Genomic DNA, 14,664 nt, shown 5'->3' with positions numbered 1-14,664 from the left:
TCCCTACTTGGAGCCGCGCACCGGGTTGCCGAGCTCGTGGATCGGCGTGCGGTAGGTCTCGCGGGCCCAGATGGCACCGATGAGGGCGAGGATCGTGGAGCCGGCCACGATCCAGGCCGCCGGGCCCCAGTTCGACGCGACCTTGCCGACGAGGGCGGTGCCGAGCAGCGGGGTGAAGCCGGCGCAGAGGATGCCGATCTGGAGGCCCACGGCCATGCCCGAGTAGCGGACGCGGACGTTGAACAGCTCCGCGAACCACGCCGGGTAGATGGCGTTGGACATCGCGTAGGTGCCGGCCGTGATGAGGGTCGAGATCACGAAGATCAGCGGGATGTTCGCGGTCGAGATCGCCCAGAAGTACACGAAGATCAGAACCGTGGAGCCGCTGATGCCGGCGATGAAGATCGGCTTGCGGCCGAACTTGTCCGCGAACATCGCGGAGAGCGGCTGGGTGGCGATGGCGAGCACGTTGCCGACGATGCTGACCCACAGCATGGTCTGGGCGTTGATGCCCACCGAGACGGCGTAGGCGAGGCCGAAGGACTGCATGAACGTGTTCGTCACGGTCTCGAAGGACATGAGGGCCACCTGGATGAACTGCGCCGGGTGGGTCTTGAGCATGTCGAGGAAGGGCACCTTGACCAGCTCGTGGTGCTGGGCCTTCTCCTCGAAGACGATGGGCTCCTCAAGCGTGCGCCGGACGAGGAAGGCGACGATGAGGACCACGATCGAGGACCAGAACGGGATCCTCCAGCCCCAGGCGAGGCGGTCCGCGTTGGACATCGCGGCGACGGGGAGGAACACGAGGGAGGCCAGGACGATGCCCGTGGAGATGCCGCTCATCGAGAACGACGGGAAGAAGGCGCGGCGCCCGACGGGCGACTCCTCCATGGTCAGGGCCGAGGCCCCGGCCGTCTCGGCACCGGCCGAGAGGCCCTGCAGCAGGCGGAGGGCCACGAGCAGGACCGGCGCGAGGTAGCCGACGGCGTGGAAGTCCGGGAGCGCGCCGATGAGGAAGGTCGAGGCGCCCATGAGCACGAGCGTGAGCACGAGGGTGTTCTTGCGTCCGATCCGGTCGCCGAGGTGCCCGAAGACGATCGCGCCGAAGGGCCGCGCCACGTAGGCCACGCCGAACGTGGCGAACGAGGAGATCTGCGCGACCACCGGGTCGCCGGCGGGGAAGAAGATCTTGGAGAACACGAGGGACGCCGCGGTCGCGTACACGAAGAAGTCGTAGTACTCGAGGGCACCGCCGAGGAAGGCGGCGAGGGCGGCCTTCTTGGCCCGCCGGACGCGGCGCGTCTGCTCCTCGGGGGTTGCGATGTCGGGGTCGACGATGCCGGACGGCGTGTCGGAGTAGCTGCTCATGAGCTCGTCTTTCGTCACTGAAGGCGGAACGGATGGGGGGTGGTACGGCAGGGGAGCCGACCGGAGCGGTGCGGGCCGGTCAGGCGAGCGCCGGGGCGGGGCCAGTGCTGTCGCGGACCACGAGGTCCCCGGACAGGTGGACCGTGCTGGCCGGGCGGTCGGGGTCACCGATGCGCTCGGTCAGCATGCGGAGGGCGACGGCGCCGCCCCGCTCGTACGGTGTGTTCACCGTGGTCAGGGTGGGACGGGAGGCGGAGGCGAGCCAGACGTCGTCGAACCCGACGACGCTGACGTCCTTGCCCGCGCGGACCGCGCGGTCCGCGAGTCGGTTCATGCACCCGAAGGCCATGAGGTCGTTGTGGGCGATCACCGCGGTGACGGGCTCGGCGAGGACCAGGTCCGCCCCCCGCACCCCGGCGATGTAGGTCGGTTCGGCATGGGTGAGCACGCGCAGGGTGACGCCGAGGTGGTCGGCGGCCTCCTCCGCGGCGGCCAGGCGGACCCGGGAGGTGTAGTTGTCCTCCCAGCTTGCGAGGTACGCGATGGCCCGGTGGCCGAGGGCCGCAAGGTGCTCGACCGCCTGGCGGGCCCCCTCCGGTGCGGAGAGGATCACCGAGGGCAGGCCCTCGACCACGTGGTTGATGAGCACCACGGGGGAGACGGCGTCGAGCGCGTGGATGCGGGCGGCGTCGAGCCTCGGGGCGAAGACGATCGCGCCGTCAACCCGCCCGATGATCCGCTCGAGCTCCTCGGCATCGGCCTCGGGATCGTCGTCGCCGTCGACCATGATGAGCGAGAGCGACTGCCTGCGGCACGCGGACTGGATGGCGCGCACGAGCGGCGGGTAGTAGGGGTTGGAGATGTCCGGGATGTACAGCGCCACGGTGCCGGTGGACTCGGCCTTCGCCGGCGCGGCGCTGTAGCCCAGCTGTGCGGCTACGGCCAGCACCCGCTCACGGGTCTCGGCGTTGACCGAGTCGGGGCGGGTGAAGGACCGCGAGACCGTGGACTTGGAGACGCCAGCGGCGCTGGCGATGTCAGCGATCGTCGCCATCGGGACCTCCTCGTTCCGGTTCGCACCTCTTGTGGCCGCCATCACAGCGACCACTCAAGAGTGACATCGTTTCTGCAACGCGTCAAGCTGTTGCAGAAATTCTCTGGAACGGTGCAGCGAGGCGCTCAGGTCCCCGCCGCGGAGAGCCGCCCGGCGCGCGCGGGAGGAGCGGCGGCGGCCCGCGCGGCGGTCGGGTGCGGCTCCGGGGGCCGGTAGCCCATGGCCTGGCTCGCCTCCCGGGCGGCGCGTGCCACGGCGGGACCGAGCCGCTCGACGTCGTCCGGCCCGACCCGCTGCACCGGGAAGCCGACGCCCAGCACGGCCGCGAGCTCCCCCGTGTGGCTGTAGACCGGGGCGCTGATGGAGCCCACGTCGCTGTTGCGCTCGCCGAAGGCGGCGAAGAAGCCCTGCGAGCGGGCGAGTTCGACCTGCTCGTCCAGCTGCTCCCAGCTGTCCGGGGTGTGGGTGGTGAAACGCGTCAGCTCGGCGTCCTGGATCGCGGCCCTGGCCTCGGGATCGAACGCGAGGAAGATCTTCCCCGGGGCGCCGGCGTGGATGGGCATCACTTGGCCCACGTAGAAGGGCCGCATGACCACGTGCCGGGTCTCGGCCACGGAGACCACGGTGCGGTGCGCGCCGTCGCGCACGTAGAGGCAGGCCGTCTCCCCGGTCTCGTCCCGCAGGGCGTGGAGGATGGGCCGCACCGTGCGGACGATGTCCAGGCCGATCGTGCCCGGCGTGGCCCACCGCACCAGCTGGATCCCGATCCGGTACGTGTCGCCGTCCTTGTCGAGGAAGCCCTCGCGCACCATGTTCTGCACGAGGCGCTGGCACGTGCTCGCGGGCAGGCCGGTGCCCCGGATGATCTGCTGCAGCGTGGGCTCGGGCGCCTCCGCCGAGAAACAGTCCAGGATCGCCGAGACTTTCGCGAGCACCAGGAGAGGTGCGCCCACGCTGCCCGATTCCCTTGCCATCACTGCGATGCCCTCCTTCATGCTTCAGCCGCAGCCGTCGTGGCCCAGCTCACATTCTCTCGGGAAAAAGCGTTGACATGCCGTTTGTTCAACCCGGAATATGGGTACGCAAATCACAATACGGGTTTCGCAGCTCGAAGACGAGCACAGGAGCGCTTGCAGACGAGCCGGGAGATCGCCCCGAAGACAGGGCCCACTGGACCCCGCATCATGCCAATGGAGGACTGATGAGTGTTCAAGCAGTAACCCGCGAACAGGCCGTGCGCCGAGCCACCTACGCGAGCGTGGTGGGCACCACGATCGAGTGGTACGACTTCTTCCTCTACGGCACGGCTGCCGCCCTCGTGTTCCCGCACCTGTTCTTCCCGGGCGGGGACAACTTCGCCGGGATTATCGCCGCCTTCGGCACCCAGTTCGTCGGCTTCGTGGCGCGCCCCGTCGGCGCGGCGATCTTCGGCCACTACGGCGACCGGATCGGGCGCAAGACCACACTCATGGTCACCCTGTTCCTCATGGCCTTCGGCACCGTGCTGATCGGCATTCTGCCCACCTACCAGGCCATCGGCGTCTGGGCCCCGATCCTCCTGACGGTGCTGCGCATCATCCAGGGCATCGGCGTGGGCGGCGAGTGGGGCGGCTCCGTCCTCATCGCCATGGAGTGGGGCCACCAGGAGCGCCGCGGCCTCTCGGCCAGCTGGCCGCAGATGGGCGTCCCGCTGGGCCTCGTGCTCTCGACCGGCCTGGTCCGCATAACCTCCGGCGCCACCGGCGCGGACTTCTCCGCCTGGGGCTGGCGCGTCCCGTTCCTGCTGAGCATCATCCTCGTCGGCGTCGGCCTGTTCGTGCGGCTCCGCGTGGTGGAGAGCCCGGAGTTCGAGGCAGTCCGCAAGCAGGACAAGGTGGTCCGGGTCCCGCTGGTCGAGGCGATCCGCCGCCAGCCCAAGGAGATCCTCCTGACCGCCCTCGTGCGCACCTCGGAGCAGGCGCCGTTCTACCTGTTCATCACGTTCGTCATCACGTACGCGACCAAGCAGCTCAAGTTCAACAGCGATGCGATCCTCGTGGACACCCTCATCGCCGCGGCCCTCGGGCTCATCAGCATCCCGGTGTTCGGCAGGCTCTCCGACCGGTTCGGCAGGAAGCTCGTCTACGGCATCGGCGTGGTCCTCACGGCGGCGTACGCCTTCCCGTACTTCGGCCTCATGAACACCGGCAATGCGCTCTTCATCGGCATCGCCGTGGTGGTGAGCCTGATCTTCCACGACATCCAGTACGGGCCCCAGGCCGCGCTCATCGCCGAGAGCTTCGACGCCGACATCCGGTACACCGGAGCGGGCCTCGGCTACCAGCTCGCGAGCGTGATCGCCGGCGGTCCCGCCCCGCTCATCGCCGCCGCCCTGCTGGCGGGCACGGGCAGCTCGACCGCGATCTCGATCTACATCATCATCTGCGCCGTGGTCAGCATGGCCGCGCTCCTGCTCCTCCCGAGCCGGCGCACGGCGGGCGCCGCCGCCCCGGCGGCCCGGTCGCACAAGTCGATGAGGCACGCGTGACGGTGCACGAGGCGGGCGTCCGCCCCGGCGCGGCGCCCGGCGCTGCGCCCGGGGCCGCCCCGGGCGCGGCGCCCGGGCCGGCGTCCGGGACGGAGGGCCCGCTGCGGGACCTCGTGGTGCTGGACCTGAGCCGGATCCTCTCCGGACCGTTCGCCACGATGACGCTCGCGGACCTCGGCGCGGACGTGATCAAGGTCGAGCAGCCCGGCCACGGCGACGACACGCGGCAGTGGGGCCCGCCCTTCCAGGGGGAGGAGGCCGCCTACTACCTCTCCGTGAACCGCAACAAACGCAGCCTGGCCGTGGACCTGAAGTCGGCGGACGGCCTCGCCGCCGTCCGCCGGCTCGCCCACCGCGCGGACGTCGTGGTCGAGAACTTCCGCCCGGGCACCGCGCAGCGGCTCGGCCTCGGCTACGAGGACCTCGCCGCCGAGAACCCGGGCCTCATCTACGCCTCGATCAGCGGCTACGGCCAGACCGGACCCGAGGCCTCCCGCGCCGGCTACGACGCGATCGCCCAGGCCCGCAGCGGGATCATGAGCGTCACCGGCGAGGAGGACGGGCCGCCCGTGCGCGTGGGCATGAGCGGCTCCGACCTCATCGCAGGGACATGGGCCGTGATCGGGATCCTCGCGGCCCTGCACGAGCGGGACCGCACGGGCCGCGGCCAGTGGGTGGACATCAGCCTCCTCGACGGCTCCGTCTCCTGGCTCACCTACGTGGCCAGCGGCTACTTCGCCAGCGGGGAGACCCCGAAGCGCTACGGCTCGGCCCACCCGACCATCGCCCCCTACCAGGCCTTCCCCACCCAGGACGGCTGGATCATGATCGCCGTGGGGAACGACGGTCTCTGGCGCCGGTTCACCGACGCCGTGGGCCGGCCCGAGCTCGCCGACGACCCCCGCTTCCGCGCCAACCCGCTCCGCGTGGCCCACCGCGGCGAGCTGATCCCCCTCCTCGAGGAGATCCTCCGGACGCGGCCGACGGCGGACTGGCTCGCCGCGCTCGACGCCGCCGGCGTGCCCGTGGGGCCGATCCAGACCGTCGCCGAGGCGGTCCGGGACCCGCAGGTCCTCGCCCGGGGCATGGTCGCCGAGGTCGAGCACCCCACCGCGGGGCCGCTCAAGACCCTGGCCTGCCCCGTCCGGCTCACCCGCACCCCCGCCACCGTGCGGACGCCGCCGCCCCTGCTCGGCCAGCACAGCGACGAGGTGCTCGCGGGCCTCGGCTACGGCGAGGACGACCTCGAGCGCCTGCACGCCACGGGGGCGCTCGGATGACGGGCGTGGCGGTGCAGGCCGCGGACGTGACGGTCGACGACGACGGCTCGCTCGCCGTCGTCACGTTCGGCACCGGGCGGCGCCTCAACGCGCTGCGGACGGAGCACTGGGAGGCCCTCGCCCGGGCGGCCGCCTCCCTGGCCGGCCGCAGCGGGCTCCGCGCCGTGGTGCTGCGCGGCCGCGGGGGCGTGTTCTGCGCCGGCTCCGACCTGCGCGAGTGGGAGCGCGCCCCGATGGCCGAGGTGGACCGCAGCTTCTGGCAGCTCGAGCAGGCGCTGCGGGCCATCGAGGACCTGCCCATGCCCACGGTCGCGGTCATCGAGGGCGTGGCGGCCGGCGGCGGCTGCCAGCTCGCGCTCGCCTGCGACCTGCAGATCACCGCCGCCAGCGCGCAAGTGGGCATGCCCATCTCGCGGCTCGGCATCCTGCCCTCGGCCTCCTTCGCCGCCCGCATGGCCCTGCGCATCGGGCCGTCGCGGACCAAGGACCTGCTCTACGGCGGCCGGATGCTCAGCGGGGAGGAGGCGCACCGGATCGGCCTCGTGAGCACGCTCGTGGCGGACACCGAGGTCGACGCGGAGCTCGGGCGCGTCCTGGCGCAGTGGGCCGAGCTCGCCCCCGCGTCCCTGCGTGCGGCGAAGGCCGCCGTGGACCGCGGGCTGCAGCCGCTCACCGGCCCCGCACGGCGGGAGCCGCCGGGGCCGGCCGTCGACGCGGAGGACTTCCCGCCGCGCATCGCCGCCTTCTTCGACCGGCGGAGGTGACGGCCCGCGCCCGCCCGACCACGCGGCGTCGTCCGCCTCCAATTGCCACAAAGTGAATGGCGTTGCCACGATGTGAAAATCATGCGACCATCGGTGCATGACCTCCATCACGTCCGACGACGCCGCTGACGCCGCCGTCGGCGACGAGAAGCGCGGCAAGACCGACATGGTGGGCAAGGCGCTGAGCCTGCTCACCATGCTCGGCGACGCCCCCGGCGCCACGACGGCGGCGGACCTCTCCCGCCGCGCCGACCTGCCCTTCAGCACCGCGTACCGGCTCCTGCAGTCGCTCCAGCGGGCAGGGTTCGTGGACTTCGAGCCGGAGGGCAAGAAGTACAGCCTCGGCCTGCGCGTGTTCCAGCTCGGCCTGTACGTCTCCAACAGCCTCGGCTTCGCGGGGACCGCCACGCCCGTACTCGAGCGGCTCACCGAGGCCACCGGCGAGGCGAGCATCCTGGCCGTCCTCGACAACGACCGCTTCCTCACCGTCGCCAAGGTGGACGGGCCCAAGGCCTTCCGCGTCACGAGCGATCCCGGCTACCGCGGCCACCTCCACTGCTCGGCGTTCGGCAAGGCGCTGATCGCGTTCGCCCCCGCCGAGGAGCGCGAGCACCTCGTCGAGACGGTGGACCTCGTCCCCGTCGCGCCGAGGACCATCACGGACCGCGAGGCGTTCCGCGCCGAGATCGGGCGTGTGCGCGCCCAGGGCTACGCCGTCATGGACGAGGAGAACGAGGTGGGCATGCGCGCCATCGCCGTGCCCGTCCTCGCGGCGTCCGGCGACGGCGAACCGCGCGCCCTCGCGGCCATCGCCTGCTCCGCCCCGACCGTCCGCATGGGCGTCGACGAGCTCCTCGACCAGCTCCCCGCCCTCCAGCAGGCCGCCGAGGAGCTCGCGGCCCGCCTGCCCCGCAGCTGAGCGGCCCCCGCCGCACCGCCTCCCGCCCGAGATGAAGGAATCCGAAGTGAGCCTGCCCACCGAGTCGTACCTGATCGGCCTGATCGGGGACGGCGTCACCCCGTCCCTCACCCCCGCCATGCACGAGCGCGAGGGGGCCGCGCACGGGCTCCTCTACCTCTACCGGCCCATCGACCTGTCCGTGCTCGGGCTCCCGCCCGAGAGCGTCGGCGAGCTGGTCCGCGCGGCCGGGAACCTCGGCTTCAACGGCCTGAACATCACGCATCCGTGCAAGCAGCTGGTCATCGGGCACCTCGACGAGGTGGACGAGAACGCCGCCCGGCTCGGCGCCGTGAACACCGTGGTGATCGGCACGGATGGGCGCACCGTGGGGCACAACACCGACTTCTCCGGCTTCCTCACCGCGTTCCGCACAGGCCTGCCCGACGCCGCGCTCGGCCACGTTGTCCAGCTGGGCGCCGGCGGCGCGGGCTCCGCGGTCGCCTACGCACTCCTCACCGCCGGCGTCGGGCACCTCACCATCGTGGACATCGACCCGGCCCGCGCCGAGGGCCGCGCCTCCGAGCTGTCCGCGCTCTTCCCCGGCGCGTCCGTCACGGCGGGCACGACGGCGGCCCTCGCCTCGCTGCTCGCGGAGGCCGACGGCGTGGTGCACTGCACCCCCGTGGGGATGGCCGCGCACCCGGGCACGCCCTTCGACACCGCCCTGCTGACGCCGCGGCACTGGGTCGCGGACATCGTCTACCGGCCCATCGAGACCCAGCTGGTGCGCGAGGCCCGCGCCCTCGGCTGCCGCGTGCTCGACGGCGGCCGCATGGCCGTGGGCCAGGCCGTGGACGCGTTCCGGATCTTCACGGGCCTCGAGCCGGACGCCGAGCGCATGCGCGCGCACTTCCTCGGGCTCATCGAGGAGGAGAACCGGCGCGAGGCCCTCGCGGCGGGCGCCGCCTGATGCGCACCGGGATCGCGACCGTCTGCCTGTCCGGCACGCTCGAGGAGAAGCTCCGCGCGGCCGCGAAGGCCGGGTTCGGCGGCATCGAGATCTTCGAGACGGACCTCGTCACCTCGCCCCTGAGCCCGGAGCACGTGCGCGCCCTGGCCGCGGACCTCGGCCTCGGCCTGGACCTGTACCAGCCGTTCCGGGACTTCGACTCCGTGCCCGAGGAGCTCTACCGGGCCAACCTGCGCCGTGCCGAGGCGAAGTTCCGCCTCATGGGCCGGCTCGGGATGGACACGGTCCTCGTGTGCTCGAACGTCGGCACCGCGAGCATCGACGACGACGCCCTGCGCGCCGAGCAGCTCCACGGCCTGGCGGAGCTCGCCGCTCGCCATGGGGTCAAGGTCGCCTACGAGGCCCTCGCGTGGGGCACGTACGTCAACGACTACGAGCACGCGGCCAGGATCGTGGCGGACGCCGACCACCCGAACCTCGGCACGTGCCTGGACACGTTCCACATCCTCTCGCGCGGCTGGGACACCGAGCCGATCGAGAAGATCCCGGGCGAGAAGATCTTCTTCGTCCAGGTCGCCGACGCGCCCAAGCTCTCCATGGACGTGCTCTCGTGGAGCCGCCACTACCGCGTGTTCCCGGGGGAGGGGCAGTTCGACCTGCCCAAGTTCCTCGGGCATGTGGCACGGGCGGGCTACAACGGGCCGGTGTCCCTCGAGGTCTTCAACGACACCTTCCGCCAGGCCGACGTGGAGCGCACCGCCGTGGACGCCATGCGCTCGCTCATCTGGCTCGAGGAGCGCACCGCGCGGCACCTCGCCGCCGAGGCCGCGGGGACCGGCTCGGGCGCGCCGTCGCCGGCCGAGCTCGCCCGGGCCTCCCGCGCCTACGCCATGCCCCTCACCACGCTCCCGCAGGTCGCCCCGCCCACCGGCATCAACTTCGCCGAGGTCATCTCGGCCGACGGCGCCCCCCGCACCGCCGAGCTCGAGCGGCTCCTGGCCCAGCTCGGCTTCGCCTCCCGGGGCGAGCACCGCACCAAGCCCGTCTCGCTGTGGACCCTCGGCGACGCCCGGATCGTGCTCAACCGGCAGCAGGCCCGCGGCCTCGAGCCGGCCATCTCCGCGCTCGGCTTCGACGTCGAGGACGGCGTCGCTGCGGCCGCGCGGGCCGTGCAGCTGCGGGCCGTCCCCGTGCCGCGGCCGTCCCAGGCCAACGAGGAGATCCTCCAGGCCGTCAACGCCCCGGACGGCACCGAGGTCTTCCTCTGCGAGGACACCCGCTGGGTCGCCGAGTTCGGCGAGGACCAGGCCGACGGCCCCGCGGCAGACGAGGGGACGGACGACGGCGAGCGGTCGCCGTCGTCCGCCGGAACCGGCTCCGCGGGCCAGACTTCCGCGGGCCAGACTTCCGGCGGAGCCGGCACGGCGCGGATCGACCACATCAACCTCGCCCAGCCGTGGCAGCACTTCGACGAGGCCGTGCTGTTCTACTCCTCGGTGCTCGCGCTCACGCCCGAGGCGTCGCAGGACGTCTCGAGTCCGTCGGGGCTCGTGCGCTCCCAGGTCATGCAGACGGCGGACCGGCCGGGTGGAAGGGCCGTGCGGCTCGCGCTGAACCTGGCGCCGTGGATCCAGTCGGACTCGGTCAAGGGCGCGCGGACGGACACGTTCCAGGAGCACGTGGCGATCGAGGTGGACGACCTCGTGGCGCACGCCCGGGCGTGCCGGGGCCGCGGTCTGCCGTTCCTGCCGATCCCCGAGAACTACTACGAGGACCTCGACGCGCGGTACGACCTCGAGCCCGCGTTCCTCGCGACCCTGCGCGAGCTGGACCTGCTCTACGACCGGGACGCCCGGGGCGCGTTCCTGCACTTCTACACCGCGAGCGTGGGCAGCGTGTTCTTCGAGGTGGTGCAGCGGCTCGGCGGGTACGACGGCTTCGGCGCCCCCAACGCGCCCGTGCGGCACGCCGTGCAGCACGCGGCGCGGCACGGGGGCTGAGGAAGGGCGCGCCGGCAGGCCGCTCGGTGTCGCCGCTGCCGCACGTGCGCGCAGGCTTCCCCACAGGCATAGCGGTCGAGGCACGGACTCGCCGGTAAGCCGTGGCGACGCCCGGTCCCCAGCCCCGGCGCTCCGGGGAAGCCTGCGTCAGGTCGCGGGTGGGACGGTAGGCGTTCCGATGGCCGAGCCCGGGAGCACCTGCCCCTGGCCCCGACGCTCCAGCTCGAAGTGCCCTCGCACCATCGCGCGCGCAGGGGTCCCGATCGGCGCGCCGCGCGGCCCCCGGGCGCCCCGCCGTCATAGGGTCGGCCTATGACGCAGGTGACCGGCCTCCGCCCGGATGACAGCGTGCTCGCAGGCCAAGTGCGGGCCATACTCCACGAAGTCCTCGAAGGCAGCAGCCTTCCGGAGAGCGCCAAGGACCGCCTGCGCCTCCTCATCGCCCAGCACCCCGACCATCCTGAGCGCGCGCTCGTGGAGCACTTCCACGCCCTCAGGAGGGACGCCGCGGCCGAGGCGGAGCTGGTCAGCGCCTGACGCACCGGGGGACCGCACCCGGCTGCAGCACCACGGGCAGTCGCCGGTGCCCCAACCTCAGCCCTAGCAGCCTCAGGGGATGCTGCGCCCGCGCGCGGTCTGGTAGAGCGTGAACCACTCCTCGCGGGTCATCGAGCCGGCCACGGCCTCGGCGTCGGCGCACGCCGCGATGCGCTGCGGATTGGCCGAGCCGATGACGGGGGAGATCCGCGCCGGGTGGCGCAGGAGCCACCCGAGCACCACGGCCTCGCCCGTGGTGCCCTTCGCGGCGGCGAGCTCGGCGACGAGAGCCGCTGCGGCGCCGTCGTGCGGGCCCGCATGCGCCGCGGTCCGCCCGGTGTAGCGGCCGCCCGCGAGCGGCGACCACGCCTGCACCTCGATCCCGTGCCGGAGGCAGTGCTCGAGCGTGCCGTGGGGGAAGCTCGTGGCGGCGCCGTCCGGATGGTTCACGAGCACCGCGCTGTCCACGAAGTCGTGGCGGTGCAGGCTCAGTTCGAGCTGGTCCGCGGCGAGCGGCACGTGGAGGTGGTCCTGGAGGGCGGCCATCTGCGCCGCGGACATGTTCGAGACGCCCACCGCGCGGACCGCGCCGTCGGCGATCAGGCGGGCGAGCGCGGAGCCCACCTCGGCGGGGTCGAGCAGCGGATCGGGGCGGTGCAGGAGGAGCACGTCGAGGTAGTCCGTGCGCAGCCGGCGGAGCGTCCCGGCCACGCCGTCCAGGATCGCCGCCGCGCTGAGGTCGTAGTGCCCGAATCCGCCGGGGCCGCCGAGCCGGATCCCGACCTTGCTCTGGAGCTGGACCCGGTCCCGCAGGCCCGGGTCCTGCCGCAGGAGCTCGCCGAACACCGCCTCGGACTTGCCCCTGCCGTAGATGTCCGCATGGTCGAAGCGCGTGATCCCGAGGGCCAGGGCGGCCTCGACGGCCTTCTCCGCCTCCGCGACCTGCTGGGGCCCGTAGTCCGGGGCGTCCCAGGGGCCGCCGAGGCCCATGCATCCATAGATGAGGCGGGAAGCCATCATCATCCTCCTCTGTCCGGTGTCAGCGGGGCCGCGCCCTGCGGGCGCGGACCGAGCGCCGCCCGCGCGCCCGTCAGCAGTGCGGCACGCCGCTCTGCGCCGGACCGCCGATGGTCACGTTGTTGTCCTCCTGCCAGCGGCCCGCGTAGCTCTTGCCCTGATAGCTGCCCGCGATGATGTGGTAGAAGTCCTTCGCACCATACCGCGTGTCGATGGTGCTCCAGCAGTCCACCGTGGTCACCGTCCTCGCCGCCGTGGACGGGGGACACCTCGAGGCGAGTTCTCCCCCAGTCCGTGGATGCGCCCTCTACGTGGGGCCTGAGGCCCGGCAGGAGCGATCCCGACCAGGATTGGGCCCGTCCCCCGGCGTGTCCGGTGGGACACGCCGGGGGACAGGCCCGCCTGCCGGGGAAAGCCGGTCGGATTCGGGGAGCGCCCCCGTGCCGGCTACCCCACCCGGGCGGCCTCGGCCCCGGGAGCGGGCCCGGCGGCGGTCCCGCCAGCCGTCCGACGCCGGGCCGCCCACGCTGCGCCGACCATCACCACGAGCGCCGGCACCGTGATGAGGGCCCCGATCCACAGGGGAGAGGTGTAGCCGAGCCCCGCGCTGATCCCGAGCCCGCCGGTCCACGCCCCGAGCGCGTTGCCCACGTTGAATGCCCCGATGTTCGCTCCGGAGGCCAGGGTCGGCGCGTGGGCGGCGTAGCGCATGATGCGCGCCTGCAGCCCGGGCACGGTGCCGAACCCGAACCCGCCCATGAGGAAGAGGGCGACGGCGGCCGCGGCCGGAACCGCTGCCAGGAGCGCGAAGAGCACGAGGACGGCCGCAAGGGCGGCGATGAAGGCGATGAGGGTGCCGTCGATCCCGCGGTCGGCGAACCGGCCGCCGAGCGCGTTGCCCGCGAAGAGCCCCACCCCGAAGAGCACCAGGAGCCACGGCACGGCGGCCGGCGCGAAGCCGGAGACCTCGGTGAGCGTGTAGGCGATGTAGGTGAAGGCCCCGAACATGCCGCCGTAGGCGAGGATGGTCACGACGAGGGAGAGCCACACCTGCCCGCTGCGGAACGCCGCGAGCTCGCGGCGCAGGCTCGGCGCCTCCCAGGCGCCGGAATCGGCCGGGACGAGTGCGGCGATGCCGATCAGGGCGAGCACGCCGATCGCGGAGATGGCCCAGAAGGTGGCGCGCCAGCCGGCCTGCTGGCCGAGGAAGGTCCCGAACGGCACGCCCAGCACATTGGCCGCGGTCAGCCCCGTGAACATGATCGCGACCGCGCGGGCCTGGCGTGCCGGCGCGACCAGTCCCGTGGCGACCACGGAGCCGATGCCGAAGAAGGCGCCGTGGCACAGGGCCGCGATGATGCGCCCGGCCATCATGGTGCCGTAGTCGCCGGCCACCGCGGAGAGGGCGTTGCCCGCGATGAAGAGGACCAGCAGCCCCAGCAGCACGCGCTTGCGCGGCAGCCGCGTGGTGGCCGCGGTGAGGAGCAGGGCGCCGACGACGACGCTGAGCGCGTAGCCGGAGATGAGCCAGCCCGCGCTCGCCTCCGAGACGGCGAAGTCGGCGGCGACCTCGGGCAGCAGCCCCATGATCACGAACTCGGTGAGCCCGATTCCGAAGGCGCCGATCGACAGCGCAAGAAGCCCCAGGGGCATGGCAGATGACCTCTCTGCTAGACTCGAATTAGTTGCAGACGCTGGATATTGCGATTGCAAACGCAATAGTTGCACACGCAAAGACCGGTCTGCAACCCGGCCCCACGTCCCCGTCCCCGCCAGGAGGTCCGCATGAGCATCGACGACGGCGCCGTCGAGGTGCGCGCGCAGGGCTGGCGCACGCTCGCCGCGCTGCACGGGATGATCGAGTCGGAGCTCGAGCGCGCCCTCGCGGCCCTCAGGCTCTCCGTGGTGGAGTACACCGTGCTCGACGCCCTCAGCCGCCAGGACGGCTGGCACATGCGCATGCAGCAGCTCGCGCGGGCCACGGCCCTCAGCCCGAGTGCCACCACCCGCCTCGTCACGCGGCTCGAGGACCGCGGCCTGCTCACCCGGATCCTCTGCGCCGACGACCGGCGCGGGATCTACACCGAGCTCACCGCGTCTGGGCGCGAGCTGTACCTCGAGGCCAGGCCGGTCCACGACGAGGCCCTCGAGCGCGTCCTCGCCGAGGCGGAGGGTCAGCCCGAGCTCGCCGTCCTCGCCCGCGCCCTCCACAGCCTCCCGGTCCCGGCGGTTCAGTAGCCCGGCGG

General features: G+C 72.6%; 14 protein-coding genes. 8 read left to right on the top strand and 6 right to left on the bottom strand.

Annotated features, from left to right (window positions below; genetic code table 11):
* Positions 1–3: 3 nt before the first annotated feature.
* The 3 genes from SA2016_RS19540 to SA2016_RS19530 form a co-directional block, all read right to left on the bottom strand.
* Positions 4–1,368: an MFS transporter gene (locus SA2016_RS19540; protein WP_066501479.1), complete on the bottom strand. Its 1,365-nt coding sequence runs from the start codon at positions 1,366–1,368 to the stop codon at positions 4–6.
* A 79-nt stretch (positions 1,369–1,447) separates the two neighbouring features.
* Positions 1,448–2,422, bottom strand: coding sequence for a LacI family DNA-binding transcriptional regulator (locus SA2016_RS19535; protein WP_066501476.1), 975 nt, complete (start codon positions 2,420–2,422; stop codon positions 1,448–1,450).
* Positions 2,423–2,547: 125 nt separating this feature from the next.
* Positions 2,548–3,396 carry an IclR family transcriptional regulator gene (locus SA2016_RS19530; RefSeq protein ID WP_084249836.1) on the bottom strand — a complete coding sequence of 283 codons (849 nt, stop codon included), beginning with the start codon at positions 3,394–3,396 and terminating at the stop codon, positions 2,548–2,550.
* 227 nt (positions 3,397–3,623) lie between these two features.
* Here SA2016_RS19530 and SA2016_RS19525 point away from each other — a divergent pair, with 227 nt between their 5' ends.
* From SA2016_RS19525 to SA2016_RS19495, 7 genes are all read left to right on the top strand, one after another.
* On the top strand, positions 3,624–4,949 hold the full coding sequence (locus SA2016_RS19525; protein WP_066501470.1) for an MFS transporter: 1,326 nt from the start codon (positions 3,624–3,626) through the stop codon (positions 4,947–4,949).
* Entirely contained in the window at positions 4,946–6,229 is a 1,284-nt protein-coding gene (locus SA2016_RS19520) for a CaiB/BaiF CoA transferase family protein (protein WP_244932793.1), read from the top strand. The genes SA2016_RS19525 and SA2016_RS19520 overlap by 4 nt, the downstream gene beginning before the upstream one ends.
* A 5-nt stretch (positions 6,230–6,234) precedes the next feature.
* Positions 6,235–6,993 (top strand): enoyl-CoA hydratase/isomerase family protein, encoded by a 759-nt coding sequence (locus SA2016_RS19515; RefSeq protein ID WP_169803093.1) that lies wholly within the window; start codon positions 6,235–6,237, stop codon positions 6,991–6,993.
* Between the two features lie 97 nt (positions 6,994–7,090).
* On the top strand, positions 7,091–7,912 hold the full coding sequence (locus SA2016_RS19510; protein WP_066501466.1) for an IclR family transcriptional regulator: 822 nt from the start codon (positions 7,091–7,093) through the stop codon (positions 7,910–7,912).
* Positions 7,913–7,958: 46 nt separating this feature from the next.
* Positions 7,959–8,864: a shikimate dehydrogenase gene (locus tag SA2016_RS19505; protein WP_066501464.1), complete on the top strand. Its 906-nt coding sequence runs from the start codon at positions 7,959–7,961 to the stop codon at positions 8,862–8,864.
* On the top strand, positions 8,864–10,864 hold the full coding sequence (locus SA2016_RS19500) for a sugar phosphate isomerase/epimerase and 4-hydroxyphenylpyruvate domain-containing protein (RefSeq protein ID WP_066501462.1): 2,001 nt from the start codon (positions 8,864–8,866) through the stop codon (positions 10,862–10,864). Before SA2016_RS19505 ends, SA2016_RS19500 begins: the two co-directional genes overlap by 1 nt.
* 312 nt (positions 10,865–11,176) lie before the next feature.
* Complete coding sequence (locus tag SA2016_RS19495) at positions 11,177–11,401, top strand: hypothetical protein (RefSeq protein ID WP_066501459.1); 225 nt, start codon at positions 11,177–11,179, stop codon at positions 11,399–11,401.
* Positions 11,402–11,473: 72 nt separating this feature from the next.
* Here the strand turns inward: SA2016_RS19495 and SA2016_RS19490 are convergent, their stop codons facing one another.
* The 3 genes from SA2016_RS19490 to SA2016_RS19485 all read right to left on the bottom strand — a co-directional run bounded on the left by SA2016_RS19490 (position 11,474) and on the right by SA2016_RS19485 (position 14,071).
* Entirely contained in the window at positions 11,474–12,418 is a 945-nt protein-coding gene (locus SA2016_RS19490; RefSeq protein WP_371326637.1) for an aldo/keto reductase, read from the bottom strand.
* Positions 12,419–12,491: 73 nt separating this feature from the next.
* The gene (locus tag SA2016_RS21625; protein ID WP_157089152.1) at positions 12,492–12,650 is read right to left on the bottom strand and encodes a hypothetical protein; all 159 of its coding nucleotides are present in this window, start codon (positions 12,648–12,650) and stop codon (positions 12,492–12,494) included.
* A 215-nt stretch (positions 12,651–12,865) separates the two neighbouring features.
* On the bottom strand, positions 12,866–14,071 hold the full coding sequence (locus tag SA2016_RS19485) for an MFS transporter (RefSeq protein ID WP_066501455.1): 1,206 nt from the start codon (positions 14,069–14,071) through the stop codon (positions 12,866–12,868).
* A 132-nt stretch (positions 14,072–14,203) separates the two neighbouring features.
* Here SA2016_RS19485 and SA2016_RS19480 point away from each other — a divergent pair, with 132 nt between their 5' ends.
* Positions 14,204–14,656, top strand: coding sequence for a MarR family winged helix-turn-helix transcriptional regulator (locus SA2016_RS19480; RefSeq protein ID WP_066501452.1), 453 nt, complete (start codon positions 14,204–14,206; stop codon positions 14,654–14,656).
* Positions 14,657–14,664 lie beyond the last annotated feature (8 nt).

The sequence above is a fragment of the Sinomonas atrocyanea genome, from assembly GCF_001577305.1.
Classification (GTDB): domain Bacteria; phylum Actinomycetota; class Actinomycetes; order Actinomycetales; family Micrococcaceae; genus Sinomonas; species Sinomonas atrocyanea.
Note: the sequence above shows the minus strand (reverse complement) of the source record. Positions and strands in the feature narration are given on the sequence as shown.